The sequence below is a fragment of the Jatrophihabitans sp. sgz311053 genome, assembly GCF_056135305.1.
The window spans coordinates 1,429,795-1,445,149 of record NZ_JBWAXP010000001.1 but is presented as its reverse complement, the minus strand read 5'-3'; the positions used below and the strand labels follow the sequence as shown (position 1 = coordinate 1,445,149).

Sequence of the window (15,355 nt, the reverse complement as noted above, 5' to 3'; positions counted from 1 at the left end):
CATGGCTACTTCAGCAGGTTGCGGGCCATCACCATGCGGTTGATCTGGTTGGTGCCCTCGTAGATCTGGGTGATCTTGGCGTCGCGCATCATCCGCTCGACGGGGAAGTCCATGGTGTAGCCGGCGCCGCCGAAGAGCTGGACCGCGTCGGTGGTGACCGACATGGCCGTGTCGGAGGCGAAGACCTTGGCTGCGGACGAGGTGAAGGTCAGGTTCGGCTCGTTGCGCTCGGCTCGGGCGGCGGCGGCGTAGACGAGCTGGCGGGCGGCCTCGATGCGCATCGCCATGTCGGCGAGCATGAACTGCACGCCCTGGAAGTCGGCGATGGCCTTGCCGAACTGGCGCCGCTCCTTGACGTAGGCGATCGACGCGTCGAGCGCACCCTGGGCGATGCCGAGGGCCTGCGAGCCGATGGTGAGACGGGTGTGGTCGAGCGTGCGGAGTGCTGTCTTGAAGCCGGTGCCGGGCTCGCCGACGATGCGGTCGCGCGGGATGGTGCAGTCCTCGAAGTGGATCTCGCACGTGGGACTGCCCTTGATGCCGAGCTTGCGCTCCTTGCTGCCGACCGAGAAGCCGGGGTCGTCCTTGTGGACGACGAAGGCCGAGATGCCGTTGGCGCCCTTGCCGGGCTCGGTCACGGCCATGACGGTGTAGAACGTCGAGACGCCGGCGTTGCTGATCCACGCCTTCGTGCCGTTCAGCACCCAGTGGTCACCGTCGAGGACGGCCCGGGTGCGCATCGACGCAGCGTCCGAACCGGCCTCCCGCTCGCTCAAGGCGTAGCTGAACATGCCCTCGCCCTCGGCCAGCGGGACGAGGACCTCCTTCTTCAGCGCGTCGGAACCGGAGAGGATCACCGGCTGCGAGCCGAGCTTGTTGACGGCCGGGATGAGGGAGGACGACGCGCAGACCCGCGCGATCTCCTCCACCACGATGGCCGCCGACACCGCGTCGGCCCCCATGCCGCCGTACTCCTCGGGCACGTGGACGGCATGGAAGCCCGCCCTGACCAACGCCTCGAGCACGTCGTACGGGAACTCCCCCGTCTCGTCGATCTCGGCGGCCCGCGGCGCGATGCGGTCCTCGGCGAGCTCGCGCACCGCCTGCCGCAGCATCCGCTGCTCGTCGGTGAGCTGGTACTGGTCGAAATCCGGATTGCCGATGCCCATGACTCGATACTAGGACGTCCTACTGTTTCGCCGGCGTCATGCACGGGTGGTGCGCAATGTAAATTTGGTGTTAGCTAGTGATGCATGCCTTGGCCAAGGAGGGCCCATGACCGCCATCGCCTCACCGCCGGAGCACCCGGCGCGGCCCGCGTTCGCGCAGAGACCGCCGTCGCCAGCGCCGGTCATCGGCCCGCACGCCGTCGTCGCCGCCCCGCCCCGCGAGCGCGCCGGCGGCTTCCTCCGGCCGCGAGTGGTCTGGTCGAGCATCGTCGCGGTCGTCGCGGTCGAGTTCCTCGTACTGCACCTCATCCACGCGCACATCCAGTCCACCGGCCTGGCCGACCTGCTGTACGTGGTGCTGCTCAGCGCCGCCACCGTCGGATGGACGCTGTGGTTCCAGCGTCTCGTGCGCCGCCACCGGCGGGCGGAGCACGACCAGACGGCCGAGCGGGCCGCCACCGACGGTGCCCAGCGGCTCGCGGCCCTGGTCCAGCGCTCGGCCGACCTCATCCTGGTCTGCGACGCGAGCGGAGTGATCACCTACGCCAGCCCCTCCACCCGTTCCGTGCTGGGCGTAAGTCCCGAGCACCTCGTCGACACCTACTACGACGACCTCGTCGCCCCCGCGGACCGCCTCGGGTTGAGCCGGGTCGTCTACCTCACCGAGACCGGGGAGGAGAACAGCATCTCGGCACGGCTGCGCTCGGCGACCGGCCACGAGTTCGACGTGGAAGGCACTGTGGCCAACCGCACCGACGATCCGGCCGTCGGCGGCACGGTCATCACGCTGCGCGACGTCACCGAGCGCAAGCGGCTCGAACGCGAGCTGACCCGACAGGCTCTGCACGACTCGCTCACCAACCTGGCCAACCGTCGCCTCTTCACCGACCGGCTCGCTCACGCCCTGCAGACGCGACTCGGTGACACCAAGCGGCAGGTGGCGATCATCTTCTGCGACCTCGACGACTTCAAAGCCGTCAACGACTGCCTCGGCCACGGCGTGGGCGACACCGTGCTGCAGGAGTTCGCACTCCGCGCCGCCGAGATCGTACGTCCCGGCGACACGGTGGCCCGGCTCGGCGGCGACGAGTTCGCGGTGCTGCTCGACGACCTGGACGTCACCGGGGCCCTCGCCGTCGCCGAACGACTGCTCGCCAGCTTCAACCGACCGATGGACCTCGCCGGCTACATGGTGCGACTCGGCATGAGCGTCGGAGTCGCGGCGACCGTGGCCGACGACTCCGACGGCGTCGAGCTGCTGCGGGCCGCCGACGTGGCGATGTACCTGGCCAAGAGCCGCGGGCGCGGCAACATCCAGGTCCACGACGCGACGCTGGAGCGCGATGCCCTCGACCGGCTCGCGCTGCGCGCCGAACTGCAGGCTGCCCTCGACGACGGCGACATCGTGCCGCACTTCCAACCGGTCGTGGAGCTGGAGACCGGCGCCATCGTCGGCTTCGAGGCGCTGGCCCGGTGGATCCGACCGGACGAGATCGTCGGGCCGTCCCGCTTCGTGCCGGTCGCCGAGGAGACCGGGCTAATCCACGCCCTCGGCCGGGCCGTCCTCACCGAGGCCTGTCGGGCCGGGGTGCGGTTCCTTCGGATCGCCGGGCGTCCGCTGGACATGTCCGTGAACATCACGGTGCAGCAGCTGATGCGCCCGGACTTCCCCGACGAGGTGCTCGCCGTCCTCGCGACCACGGCCTTCCCCGCCGAGCAGCTGGTCCTCGAGATCACCGAGAGCATGCTGGCGAGCGGTATCGACGCCGTCCGGAACAATCTGGCCACGCTGCGGCACCACGGCGTCCGCATCGCCATTGACGACTTCGGGACCGGCTTCAGCTCCCTGTCCTACCTGCGCACGCTGCCGGTCGACACCCTCAAGATCGACAAGTCGTTCCTGGACAACGTCACCCGCGACCCGCACGACGCCGCCGTCGCGGCCGCCGTCATCGCCATCGGTGCCGCGGTCGAGCTGACGGTCGTCGCCGAGGGCGTCGAGCTCGCCGAGCAGGTGCGGTGGCTCGGCCGGACGGACTGCGATCGCGCGCAGGGCTTCCTCTGGTCGTCGGCCCGAGACGAGGCGGCGACCGCGGCCAGCCTGCTGGACGGCCTCGCGGTGTACCCGGTGCGGTAATCTCGCGACGAGCCGTGACTGGCGCTTCAGGTGGACGCGACCACCGGGGAGCGGCTCGGCAGCACCCGCCGCGCGCCTGGGCTCACCGAAGATCGAACCGACGGAGGCCCCTTCATGTCACAGCCCTTCGACGCCGCCACCGCCTCGCGGGCCTATCAGGCCGCGCTGCAGGTCATCGAGTCCGTCGAACCGACGGTCGCGGGCGCGATCCGCGGCGAACTCGCCGACCAGCGTGGCTCGCTCAAGCTCATCGCGAGCGAGAACTACGCCTCGCCGGCCACCCTGCTCACCATGGGCACGTGGCTCTCGGACAAGTACGCCGAGGGCACCGTGGGACACCGGTTCTACGCAGCCTGCCAGAACATCGACACCGTCGAGCAGGTCGCGGCCGACCACGCCAAGGCCCTCTTCGGCGCTCCGCACGCCTACGTCCAGCCGCACTCGGGCATCGATGCCAACCTCGTCGCCTTCTGGGCGATCCTGGCCACCAAGCTGGAGTCGCCGGCACTCGCCGAGGCCGGCGCCAAGCACGTCAACGACCTCACCGAGGCCGACTGGCAGCAGCTGCGGCGGGCGATGGGCAACCAGCGCGCACTCGGCATGTCGCTGGACGCCGGCGGCCACCTGACGCACGGGTTCCGTCCCAACATCAGCGGCAAGATGTTCGAGCAGTCGTCCTACGGCACCGACCCCGAGACGGGGCTGCTCGACTACGACGCCGTTCGCGCAACGGCGCGCGAATTCAAGCCGCTGGTGCTCATCGCCGGCTACTCGGCCTACCCCCGCAAGGTGAACTTCGCCAAGATGCGCGAGATCGCCGACGAGGTCGGGGCCGTGCTGATGGTCGACATGGCGCACTTCGCCGGCCTCGTCGCGGGCAAGGTCTTCACCGGCGACTTCGACCCGGTGCCGCACGCGCACATCGTCACCACGACCACCCACAAGTCACTGCGCGGGCCGCGCGGTGGCATGGTGCTGAGCCAGCCCGAGTTCGCCGACGCCGTCGACCGCGGCTGCCCGATGGTGCTCGGTGGTCCGATGGGGCACGTCATGGCCGCGAAGGCCGTCGCCTTCGCCGAGGCCCGGCAGGACTCCTTCCGCAGCTACGCGCAGAACGTCGCGGACAACGCCGTCGCCCTCGCCGAGGGACTCACCAAGCGGGGCGTCACGCTGGTCACCGGCGGCACCGAGAACCACCTGGTCCTGCTCGACGTCTCCAGCTTCGGCATCACCGGTCGGCAGGCGGAGTCTGCCCTGCTGGACTCGGGCATCGTCACCAACCGCAACGCGATCCCCCGGGATCCGAACGGGGCCTGGTACACCTCCGGCGTCCGCATCGGCACGCCCGCGCTCACCTCACGGGGCTTCGGCACGGCCGAGTTCGACCGGGTCGCCGAGCTCATCACCGACGTCCTGTCCAACACCACCCCCACCGCGGCGGCGAGCGGCGGCGCGTCCAAGGCGAAGTACACCATCGCCGACGGCGTCGCCGGCAAGGTCCAGTCCGCCGCCGACGAGCTGCTCGAGGCCAACCCGCTGTACCCGGGCCTGGAGCTGTAGCGCGCCCGGCCTCAGGTCGGGACGCTGGACTCCTCGACGTCGGGGAGCTCCAGCGGCCAGCTCGCGGGGTCGGCGGCGGCGTCCCGGAGCGCACCGAGGCACGCCGGCCAGATCGTCTCCTCGGTGGCAGCGAGCTCGGGGCCGGTCCACCAGCGCTGACCGAGGACCGTCAGCTGCTCGTCGGCGGTGAAACCGCTCGTGTCGACCTCGAACTCGCTGGTGCGGACGACGACGTAGGTGTCCTCGGAGTGGATGATCTTGTCGCTGTAGCCGTGCGTGACGCGGACCCTGGCGACCGGGCCGTGCACGTCGGCGGCGCTGACGACCAGCCCGGTCTCCTCCTGCAGCTCGCGGACGGCGGCAGCCACGACGTCCTCGCCGGGGTCGATGCCGCCGCCGGGCGTCATCCACCAGCGAAAGCCCGGGTGGTCGGCCGGGAGTCCCTGGTCGCTGTCATGCATCAGGAAGAGCCGGTCACGCTCGTCCAGCAGCAGCACGCGGACGGTCCGGCGGGAACGAATCGGGCGGTCTGTCGGCGTGACGTCCACGGCTTCGAGTCTCGCGCACACTAGCGTCGGCCCCGACGACAGGGGGCTTCGATGCTGCAGACCGACGTCCCGGACGCGGCTCCCGCGTACCGGCCCCGGGCCGTGCTGCACGCCGCCCGGGTGATGATCGCCATCGCCGCCGTGAACCTCGTCGCGCTGATCGTCTTCGTCCTGACGATCGACGACGTCCGGCGACTGCTGCGTGACGCCACCCCGACGCCGTCGCCGGCCAGCGTCGACACCGCGGTCCGCATCACGGTGCTCGGCTACGTCGCCTTCATCGTCGCCCTGCCACTACTGACCCGCCACGTCACCCGCGGTCGCAACTGGGCGCGTATCGCCACCTGGCTGCTCGCCGCCTTCGGCATCGTGACGACGCTGCAGCGGCTCGGACGGCATCAGCCCAGCCCGTCGCGGGTGCTCGACGTCCTCGCCTTCGTCCTGGACCTCGGCGTCGTGGCCCTGCTCGCGGCCCGGCCGAGCAACAGCTGGTACCGCTCCGGCTGACCCGGCCGGCGGCATGCCACGATCGGGGGATGCCACTCGACCCGCAGATCGCCGCCCTGTTGCAGATGATGGAAGCCGCCGGCAACCCGGCGCTGTCGGAGGGCACGCCGGCGCAGGCACGCGCCGGGCTGCGCACCCTGCTGGTCGACCTCCGCGACCCCGCCTCCGTCGTGCCGGTCGGCGCCGTGGACGAACGCGAGATCGCGGGTGTCCGGTCGCGGATCTACCGGCCCGAGGGCGAGGGGGCCGTCCCCACCATCGTCTTCCTCCACGGCGGCGGGTTCGTCATCGGCGACCTCGACACCCACGACAACAGCTGCCGGCGCCTGGTCCGCGACACCGGCGCCGTGGTCGTGAGCCTGGACTACCCGCTCGCGCCGGAGAATCGCTTCCCCGCCGCGGGGGACGCCTGCTACGCGGCACTGCAGTACGTCGCCGGTCACATCCAGGAGTTCGGCGGCGACGCCCGCGCCGTGGCGGTGGGCGGCGACAGCGCCGGCGGCAACCTCGCCGCTGTCTGCGCGCAGCAGGCGGCGCGGGACGGACTGCCGCTGGCCGCCCAGCTGCTGGTCTATCCGGCCGTGGACCTGCTCGGTGAGTACGGCTCGCGCACCGAGAACGCGACCGGTTACTTCCTGACGATGGACGACATGCACTGGTTCGCGGCCAACTATCTCGGTGTCGCCGATCCGGACGACCCGGCGGTGGCCGGGCTCGCCACCGACCCCCGGCTCTCACCGCTGCACGGCGACCTGTCCGGGCTGGCCCCGGCGGTGGTGGCCACCGCCGAGTTCGATCCGTTGCGCGACGAGGGCGACGCCTACGCCGCCGCGCTGGCCGGGGCCGGGGTCCGGGTCGCGCACCGGCAGTTCGCCGGTCTCATCCACGGCTTCTACGGCATGGAGGCCTTCAGCTCCGGTGCCGCCGAGGCCACTGCCTGGATCAACGCCGAGCTGGCGACGCTGCTCGCGCACGACTGACCCGTCCCCGCCGTGATCCACAGGCGGTTCCGGTCGTCAGCGCGACCGGAACCGCCTCTCGATCACGCGTAGGGCGAGACGGTGACACCGGCGCCGCCGCCCTCGGGATGGGCGTGCCACTCGTAGACCGGCACGCCCCGGACGAAGACCCGCAGCGCTCGGCTCATCACGTCCAACGGATCGCCGTCCCAGATGACGACGTCCCCGTCGAGTCCCGGTCGCAGGCTGCCCACCCGCTCGTCGAGGCCCATGATCTGCGCCGGGTTGACCGTGATGGCACGTAGCGCGTCGTCGCGGGTCATGCCCTCCTTCACCGCCAGCGTGGCCTGGTGGACCAGGAAGTTGATCGGGACCACCGGGTGGTCGGTGGTGATGGCCACCCGCACCCCGGCGCGGGCCAGCCGGCCGGGGGTGGCGATGGTCCGCTCCCGCAGCTCGACCTTGGACCTCGTGGTGAAGAGCGGGCCGACGACGCACGGGATGTCGCGCTCGGCCAGCAGGTCCGCGATCAGATGACCCTCGGTGGCGTGGTTGACGATCAGCCGGTAGCCGAACTCGTCGGCCAGCCGCAGCGCGGTGGCGATGTCGTCGGCGCGGTGGCTGTGCTGGCTCCACGGCAGCTCGCCGTCGAGGACCCGCACCAGCACCTCGCTGGTGGGGTCCCGGTCGAAGGGCTTCCCCTCGGCCGCGGCCGCGTCGCGCCGGGCGCGGTAGTCCTGCGCGCGGAGGAAGGCCTCGCGGATGACCGCGGCGATGCCCTGGCGGGTCGACGGGGTCTGCTTGCGCTCGCCGTAGATGCGCTTGGGGTTCTCGCCGAGCGCGCTCTTCACCGAGGCCGGCGCCTTGATCACCATCTCGTCCACGACGCGGCCCCAGGTCTTGAGAGCCACCGTCTGTCCGCCGATGGGGTTGCCGCTGCCCGGCTTGACCACCACGGAGGTCACCCCGCCGGCCAACGCGTCCCGGAAACCGAGGTCGGCCGGGTTGATGGCGTCGAGGGCGCGGAACCGGGCGCCGTTGGGGTCGGTCATCTCGTTGGTGTCGTTACCGGCCCACCCCTGCGCCTCCTCGTCGATGCCGACGTGGCCGTGCGCCTCGACGAAGCCCGGCAGCACCCAGCGTCCGGTGGCGTCGACGACCTCGACCCCGTCCGGGACCGCGACGTCCGGCCCCACCTCGGTGATGACCCCGTCCACCACCAAGACCGTGCCGGCGTCGTGGACCGCGCCGTCACCCACGACGACGCGGCCCCCGACGATCGCGGCCGTCCCCACTGCGCTGTATGCCATGACGTCACTCAATCACGCAGCGTGGCGGCGAAGGTCGCAGGCCGGGGCGAAGCGGACCCGACTCGTCGCCACGGGTGACCGAAAGACCCTGTCCGGCGGCCGCGCTCGGGTCTACCTTTCCCCCACCATGGCTGAGCGTGAGCGCACGTCTGGTGACGTGATGGAACTGCGGGTGCACGGCGTCTCGGGCACGCCGCCGGAAGACCTGCTCGATCGGCAGTCCGTCGCCCGGGTGGCGGGCGACCGCATCGCCGGCTTCTACCGGCCGCGGCTCGCGGCCGAACGTCGCGACGGCGCGCCGGACCCATTCTCCCCGGCCCGTCCGGAGGCACCCGAGCTGCACTCGTACAACTGGGGCGGGCTCACCTCCGGCACCGCGGCCCGCGCGCTCTGGCTGCTGCTGCTCCCGCTGACCCTGGTCAACGTCGCGCCCCGCGCCCGGCCCGGCGGTCCGTCGGCTACCGACCTCTCGACGCGGTGGCTCTGGTTCACCTGCCGCCTGCTGGCCCTCGCCCTCACCTGCCTCTACGTGGTGACCGGCATCGGCGTCGGGATGGACCTCGTCTCCTGGCAGTGCAGTGGCGGCAGCAGCTGCAGCGGCGCGGCGCCGGACGTCGTCTTCCACGACCTCTCCGCCGCGAACCGGTTCTCCATCGAGCACATGCTGCTGCTCGGCATGCTCGTGCCGGTGGCGCAGCTGGCCGTCATCGCCCTCGTCGCCAAGCGCACCACCGACCGCTACGAGAAGACGGTGGTCGAGTTCGGCGAGGAGGAGCAGGCGGCACTGCGGGCCACACCGACGCCGCGGCGCCCGGCCGAGCTGCCGCTGGAGTCACCGAACATGTGGCGCAATGCCGTCCCGGTCCAGCGCCTGCGCACCCTGCACCTGCAGGTCGGCGCGGCGCTGGTGCTGTGGAGTGCCATCGCCACCACCGGCGCCCTCGTCTGGGCTGTGGTACCCGCCGCTGTCGTCGGCTACGCGCTCGTGGCGCTGTGGTCCCACTCGTTCAGTGCCCACGCCGAATCCGAGGCGTGGCGGCGCGCCGCGCTCGCGGTGTGGGGTGTTCTCGGCGTGGCAGCGGCGGTCCAGCTCGGCGGGCTGGCGATCATGCACCGCTGGGTGGACGAACGCTGGCTCACCACGCTGGCCGGCTCGACCGCGACCTCGCCCGGCAGCCCCGCGACGGCCACCGCGCTGCGGCGCACGCCGCTGAACGGCCTGCCCTACTTCACCGGCACCGTGCTGTGGACCAGCGCCGCCGCGATCGCCGCGCTCGTCGCCGTCGTGGTCGTGGTGTGGCGGATGCGCGCCGCCGGTTTCGCCCCACCGGGCGAGACCGGAGCGCACCGGGCCATCCGAGCGCCGCTCGGCGGCTGGGGGACCGCCGCCTTCGCCGCGCTGGGAACCTTCTTCGCCGCCACCTTCAGCGCCGGGACCTACATGTACGCCGCGACGTGGCTCGACACGGGCTCGCTGCGGCCGAGCTATCGCGAGATCGGGTACTCCTACGTGCACTTCGAGGTGCCCGCCGTCGTCGCCAGCGCGAACCTCGCCTTCACCTTCGCCGCGGCCTCCCTGCTGCTGATCCTCGTCGTGGCCGCGGCGAGCGTCCTCTATCGCTGGGCGTGGCGTCCCGGCGGCGAGGCCTACCTGGACGCCGACTACGGCGATGACACTCGACGCGACCCCGCCCGCGCGATGGCGATCCGCCGGGCCATGCTCTTCGGCCGGCTGGTGGACGAGGCGAGCAGCGTCATCGGCGCCCTGGTCGTCGTCGGCGCCCTCATCGTGGCGTGGTTCGGCGGGCACCTCGCGGCGGGCGGTGGACGAGCCCCGGAGTCGGTCATCGGCGGTATCGCCGACGGTTGGCTCTCCGCGCAGGCCCTGGGCGCGGTGGGCACCTACCTGGCCGTCTTCACCCTGCTCGGCCTCGTCTCGCTCGGCGCACTCGCCTTCCGGACACCGGCGGTGCGGCGGACGGTCGGGATCCTCTGGGACGTCGCCGCCTTCTGGCCCCGGCTCTGCCACCCGCTGGCGGCGCCCTGCTACGCCGAGCGGACCGTCCCCGACGTCGTCACCTACGTCTCGGCCTACCGGGTGCGGCACGAAGACCATGGCGTCGTCCTAGCTGCGCACAGCCAGGGCACCGTCATCAGCGCCGCGGTGATCAAGCAGCTCGCCACCTGGGACGCCCGGACTCCCGGCTCGGTGCGCGTGCTGCCGCAGCTGGCCTTCCTCTCCTTCGGCTGCGTGCTGCGACGGCTCTACGGCCGCTTCTTCCCCGCCTACTTCGGCCCGGCGCGGCTGTACGAGGTCGAGGTCCAGCTCGGCGGCGGGGACCAGGGGCCGCCGCGCTGGATCAACCTGTGGCGCTACACCGACTATCTGGGCGGTCAGGTCACCGCCGGCCCCGCGCAGGTCGTCGCGACACGGGCGGCGACCCCCACGGTGCCGGTGCTGGGCGAAGTGCCGCTGGCCGGTCCGCCCGACTGGGAATGGCACTGCCCGGATCCGCCCTCGTTCGGCCCGCGCCCCGGCGACACGACCTACGCCGATCCCGGCCGGCACTCGAACTTCTGGGCCGACGAGTCGGGCTACTTCCAGCTCGCCGCGGCCGAACTGGCGGCGCGAGTCCGACGGCCCTGACGGCAACGAGGAGGACGGCGTGGCGGAGCAGCTGCGCGAGAGACGGTTCGGCCGCGGCGCCGCCCGGCATGTCGGCGGGGACAACAGGATCTCGCCAGCGCCGGCTCAGGTGCTGACGGCGACCCCGAGCGGGTTGGCCGAGTAGCCGTAGAAGATCGGCGAGAGCGATCCCACGCCGAGCCGCTTCTGGACGAGCTCGCCGAGGACGTCGAACGGGTTGTTGACGCCGGGGACGTCGCCGTCGTCCAGGGTGGTGCTGCTGAGCTTGGTCCAGGCGCCGAAGACGCCGCTGCGGGCGAGGCCGCCGCCGAGCAGCCACATCAGGCTGCCGTGACCGTGATCGGTGCCGCCGCTGGCGTTCATGCCCACGCGCCGGCCGAACTCGGTCATCACGGCCACCGTCACCCGCTTGCGCCGGTCGGGGCCGAGATCGGTCATGAAGGACTGCAGGCAGCGGGCGACGTAGTCCAGATTGCTGTCCAGGTCGCTGATCTCGTCGGTGTGGGTGTCCCAGCCGCCGATGTCCACGGTGGCGACCTGCAGCCCCACCTCGGACCGCAGGATGCCGGCGAGGTCCTTCAGCGAGGTGGCGAAGCTGCCGGTGGGGTAGGTGACCGTGGTCGCCGGCTGCGCGCGCACGGTCGCCGCCGTGGCGAGGGCGGCCATGGTGGTGGGGACGTCCTGGCCGAGGAAGCCCGACATCCCCCGGTACAGCTCGGTCACCGCCTGCTGGGACTGTGGCCGGATCGAGTCCCAGCCGGGGAAGACGAAGTCGGCGATGGACGACAGCGTCAGCGACTCGGCCGGGCCGGAGAGCGAGACCGGTCGGGCGTTCCCCTCGGCCACCGCACGGAAGGTCGTGCCGGGTCCGAGGGCCTCCAGCACCCGTTCGAGCCAGCCCGAGGACGAGGTGTTCGAGCCGCCCTTCTCCAGCCACTGCTGGGCCTGGAAGTGGCTGCGGGTGATGCCGCCCTGCGAGCAGCCCGGGACGAAGGCGAGCTCACCGGTGGCCCAGAGCGAGTCGTAGAGCGGCTGCAGCTTCTTGTTCATGCCCCAGCCGGGCGAGTTGCCCATCGGGATGAGGTTGGCCTCCCCCAGCACCAGGCCGGAGCGGACCGTCTTGAGGTAGTCCAGGCCGAGGTCCGACGAACTCGGCTGCACGATCCGCAGGCCGTCGGCCGCACCGCGGAGGAAGACCACGATCAGCGTGCGGTCGTCGGTCGACGGCGCGGCGGCGTAGGCCGCGCGGGTGGTCACCAGCTGCGAGGCCATCGCGGCGACACCCACCATGCCGGCGCCGGCGAGGAACCGCCGCCGCGTCCAGCCGCCCGTACCCCAGGCCTCGTCCTGCGCCACGAGGTCGGCTCTCACCCGATCAGCTCGCGTCTGCAGCGCGCACTCGATGTCACCGGTGTCAGTCATGGTCGTCCGATCAGCGCAGGGCGTGGTGAGGGCCGTCGAGGACGATGGCCGCGAGCGGGTAGGCGTTCCAGCGCAGGTTCGACCTGGTCAGCAGGGTCGAGGCCGGCTCGTTGAGGAAGGTCTGCAACGCCGCCTTGTGGGTCGCCGACCACGTCATCCCGGTCAGCCGCCGGGTGAGCATGTCGATGGCCTGACCGCTGGTGGTGGCACCGGTCCAGAAGGTGGTGATGTCGACGTCGCGCAACCCGTCCCACCAGCCGCCGGCGAAGCCCAGGTGATGCGACCAGGTGTTGAGCAGGGTCCCGGCCGAGCGCCAGGCCGAGGCGACGTCGGGGTAGCCGTTCGGCGCCGGCCACTGCAGCGGGCAGTTGCCCATCCGGTCCGACAGCCAGCTCAGCGTGTTCAGCGCCGGCGTCCAGCTGTCGACGCCGACGCCGAGGATCCGCAGCGTGGCGATCATGTTCTCGGCGGGACGGCGCACCTTCTTGCCGCGGGACTGCCAGAACTCCGTCGAGCGCAGGATGGTCGAGACCATCGGCAGGATCTGGGTGCGGTTGTCCAGGTAGGCCTGCGCCACCGCGTTGACGAGGTCGGTGGACGGCGTGTCGGAGACGAACCGGACGCAGAGCTTGCGGGCGAGGTTCTGCGCCGTCCAGGGGTGGGCGGCGAGATAGCGCAGCAGGTCGTCGCCGGCCCGCTCGCCGCCGGGCGCGGAGCTGTTGGCGTGGCTGAAACCGAGGACCTGCACCCGACCGGTCGGGTGGATGCTGCCGTCGTAGACGTAGTTGAAGCTGCTGGTGAAGGTGCGTCCGGTGAGCAGCCGCGCAGCGTTCTTGACGTCGCTCTCGCTGTAGCGCAGCCCGACCGTGTGCAGCTCCAGGAGTTCGCGGCCGTAGTTCTCGTTGATCGCGGCCTTGGTCGACTGACCGAGGTTGAGGTAGGTGAGCATCGCCGGGTGCTTGGACGAGGCCAGCAGCATGTTGGTGAACGACCCCGTCGCGTACCGGCGGATCACCTCGCGGTCGTAGGCGTGGCGGGTGCACCAGAGGTCGCTGTTCTTGTTCTGCACGTTGAGGTGGTTGCTGAAGAAGTCGACGAGCACCTCGTAGAGCTGCGACGGGCTCCAGCCCTGCAGCCCGAGCGTTACCCGGGTGAGCTGATCCATGGCGTCCCAGCCGTACTCGCGTCCGTTGGCCTTCAGCCACTGCCGGACGTCGTAGGGCGACTGGGTGAGCAGCGGCCCCTGCGCGGCGAGGGCGCGATGGGCCGAGTAGCCGGGGAAGCGCTGGGCGCGCGAGACCATCAGCTGGTACCAGGCGTCGGGACCGTTGCGCGCGACGTAGGCGCGGCTGGCGGCGGTCGGGCCGAAGCTGAACCGGGACAGCAGGTGGTTGACCGGGTCCCAGACCAGGGGCGCGACCGCGGTCCGCGAAGCCGCGTTCATCGCTGCGGCGATGGTGGGGTAGATGCGGGCGGTCATGGGCGGGGACGAGCCTTCCGTTCCGGCCGGACATCCCGCTCCCGGCCTGCGACGCTCCCCGCGCTTACGTGAGGTTAGCGTGAGGTCGGACGCGGCGCCAGGGGGCTGGCGTAGGACGGCGCGTCGATGGATATGACAAGGGCATGAGCTCAGCAGAGGCAACCGCCACCATCGGCGTCACCGGACTCGCGGTCATGGGCCGCAACCTGGCCCGCAATCTGGCCCGCAACGGGCACACCGTCGCGCTGCACAACCGCACCCACGCCCGCACCGAGAAGCTGGTGGCCGACCACGGTGACGAGGGCACCTTCGTCCCGTCCGAGCAGCTCGAAGACTTCGTCAACTCCATCGAGAAGCCGCGCGCCATCATCATCATGGTCAAGGCCGGCGATCCGACCGACGCGGTGATCGAGGAACTCGTCCCGCTGCTCGACGAGGGCGACATCATCGTCGACTGCGGCAACGCCCACTACGCCGACACCCGACGGCGCGAGGCTTCGCTCAGCGAGAAGGGACTGCACTTCGTCGGCTGCGGCGTCTCCGGCGGCGAGGTGGGCGCACTGGAAGGCCCGTCGATCATGCCTGGCGGCTCGAAGCATGCCTGGGACCGCCTCGGCCCGATCTTCCGCTCCATCGCCGCCGAGGTGGACGGCGAGCCCTGCTGCGTCCACGTCGGGCCGGACGGCGCGGGCCACTTCGTCAAGATGGTCCACAACGGCATCGAGTACGCCGACATGCAGCTCATCGCCGAGGCCTACGACCTGCTCCGCGAGGGGCTGGACGCCACGCCCGGCGAGATCGCCGACATCTTCCGCACCTGGAACGAGGGCGACCTCGAGAGCTTCCTCATCGAGATCACGGCCGATGTGCTGAGCCACACCGACGACGTCAGCGGCAAGCCGCTGGTGGACGTCATCCTCGACCAGGCCGAGCAGAAGGGCACCGGACGCTGGACAGTGCAGAGCGCGCTGGACCTCGGCGTCCCCATCACCGGCATCGCCGAGGCGACCTTCGCCCGGGCGCTGTCGGGCCACGCCGAGCAGCGGCAGCCCGCCCGCGAGGCCTTCGGCAGCGAGACCACGTCACTGGACGTCAGCGACCGCGACGCCTTCGTCGAGGACGTCCGGCTGGCGCTCTACGCCTCCAAGGTGGTCGCCTACGCGCAGGGCTTCGACCAGATCAAGGCCGGCAGCGTCGAGTACGACTGGAACGTGGACCCCGGCGCCATGGCCATGATCTGGCGTGGCGGCTGCATCATTCGGGCCCGGTTCCTGAACCGCATCCACGACGCCTACGGCGAGAACAGCGAGCTGCCCTCGCTGCTGGTCGCCCCCTACTTCACCGACGCGGTGAAGAACGGCCTGGACGCCTGGCGTCGCATCGTCTCGACGGCGTCGTTGGCCGGCATCCCCGTCCCGGCCTTCGCGTCGTCGCTGTCGTACTTCGACGGCCTGCGCCGCGACCGCCTGCCCGCGGCCTTGATCCAGGGACTGCGGGACAACTTCGGCGCGCACACCTACAAGCGGATCGACGGCGACGGGTCGTTCCACGTGGAGTGGGCCGGCGACGGCAAGCAGCACGACGCCTGAGGGCCTCGGCGCGGCGGGAATCAGGCG

Annotated in this window: 11 protein-coding genes and 1 riboswitch; of the genes, 6 read left to right on the top strand and 5 right to left on the bottom strand. The window is 71.3% G+C overall.

Translation table 11 applies throughout. The annotated features are described in order from the left end of the window. Nucleotides 1-5 precede the first annotated feature (5 nt). The gene (locus AC0NZQ_RS06595) at nt 6-1,169 is read right to left on the bottom strand and encodes an acyl-CoA dehydrogenase (protein WP_474528878.1); all 1,164 of its coding nucleotides are present in this window, start codon (nt 1,167-1,169) and stop codon (nt 6-8) included. Between the two features lie 106 nt (nt 1,170-1,275). Here AC0NZQ_RS06595 and AC0NZQ_RS06590 point away from each other — a divergent pair, with 106 nt between their 5' ends. Together AC0NZQ_RS06590 and AC0NZQ_RS06585 are read left to right on the top strand one after the other, a co-directional pair. Then, nucleotides 1,276-3,306 carry a putative bifunctional diguanylate cyclase/phosphodiesterase gene (locus AC0NZQ_RS06590; RefSeq protein WP_474528877.1) on the top strand — a complete coding sequence of 677 codons (2,031 nt, stop codon included), beginning with the start codon at nt 1,276-1,278 and terminating at the stop codon, nt 3,304-3,306. A 4-nt stretch (nt 3,307-3,310) separates the two neighbouring features. Further along, a riboswitch (ZMP/ZTP riboswitch) is annotated at nt 3,311-3,395 on the top strand. 25 nt (nt 3,396-3,420) lie between these two features. Beyond that, nucleotides 3,421-4,866 (top strand): glycine hydroxymethyltransferase, encoded by a 1,446-nt coding sequence (locus AC0NZQ_RS06585; RefSeq protein ID WP_474528876.1) that lies wholly within the window; start codon nt 3,421-3,423, stop codon nt 4,864-4,866. 11 nt (nt 4,867-4,877) lie between these two features. Here the strand turns inward: AC0NZQ_RS06585 and AC0NZQ_RS06580 are convergent, their stop codons facing one another. Next, nucleotides 4,878-5,414: an NUDIX hydrolase gene (locus tag AC0NZQ_RS06580; RefSeq protein ID WP_474528875.1), complete on the bottom strand. Its 537-nt coding sequence runs from the start codon at nt 5,412-5,414 to the stop codon at nt 4,878-4,880. 51 nt (nt 5,415-5,465) lie between these two features. Here AC0NZQ_RS06580 and AC0NZQ_RS06575 point away from each other — a divergent pair, with 51 nt between their 5' ends. Together AC0NZQ_RS06575 and AC0NZQ_RS06570 are read left to right on the top strand one after the other, a co-directional pair. After that, the gene (locus tag AC0NZQ_RS06575) at nt 5,466-5,921 is read left to right on the top strand and encodes a hypothetical protein (protein ID WP_474528874.1); all 456 of its coding nucleotides are present in this window, start codon (nt 5,466-5,468) and stop codon (nt 5,919-5,921) included. A gap of 29 nt (nt 5,922-5,950) precedes the next feature. Next, nucleotides 5,951-6,901, top strand: a complete 951-nt coding sequence (locus tag AC0NZQ_RS06570; RefSeq protein WP_474528872.1) for an alpha/beta hydrolase — start codon at nt 5,951-5,953, stop codon at nt 6,899-6,901. A 62-nt stretch (nt 6,902-6,963) separates the two neighbouring features. Here the strand turns inward: AC0NZQ_RS06570 and AC0NZQ_RS06565 are convergent, their stop codons facing one another. After that, a complete protein-coding gene (locus AC0NZQ_RS06565; protein WP_474528871.1) occupies nt 6,964-8,190 on the bottom strand; it encodes an amidohydrolase in 1,227 nt (408 codons plus the stop codon). Nucleotides 8,191-8,317: 127 nt separating this feature from the next. Here AC0NZQ_RS06565 and AC0NZQ_RS06560 point away from each other — a divergent pair, with 127 nt between their 5' ends. Then, nucleotides 8,318-10,837 carry a hypothetical protein gene (locus tag AC0NZQ_RS06560; RefSeq protein WP_474528869.1) on the top strand — a complete coding sequence of 840 codons (2,520 nt, stop codon included), beginning with the start codon at nt 8,318-8,320 and terminating at the stop codon, nt 10,835-10,837. A gap of 105 nt (nt 10,838-10,942) precedes the next feature. Here AC0NZQ_RS06560 and AC0NZQ_RS06555 read toward each other — a convergent pair whose 3' ends face one another. Both AC0NZQ_RS06555 and AC0NZQ_RS06550 read right to left on the bottom strand, forming a co-directional pair. Then, nucleotides 10,943-12,259: a DUF1501 domain-containing protein gene (locus AC0NZQ_RS06555; RefSeq protein ID WP_474528868.1), complete on the bottom strand. Its 1,317-nt coding sequence runs from the start codon at nt 12,257-12,259 to the stop codon at nt 10,943-10,945. Nucleotides 12,260-12,269: 10 nt separating this feature from the next. Then, nucleotides 12,270-13,739: a DUF1800 domain-containing protein gene (locus tag AC0NZQ_RS06550; RefSeq protein WP_474528867.1), complete on the bottom strand. Its 1,470-nt coding sequence runs from the start codon at nt 13,737-13,739 to the stop codon at nt 12,270-12,272. A gap of 143 nt (nt 13,740-13,882) precedes the next feature. On the opposite strand from AC0NZQ_RS06550, the gene gndA reads away from it, so the two are divergent. After that, nucleotides 13,883-15,328, top strand: coding sequence for an NADP-dependent phosphogluconate dehydrogenase (gene gndA, locus AC0NZQ_RS06545; protein WP_474528866.1), 1,446 nt, complete (start codon nt 13,883-13,885; stop codon nt 15,326-15,328). Nucleotides 15,329-15,355 lie beyond the last annotated feature (27 nt).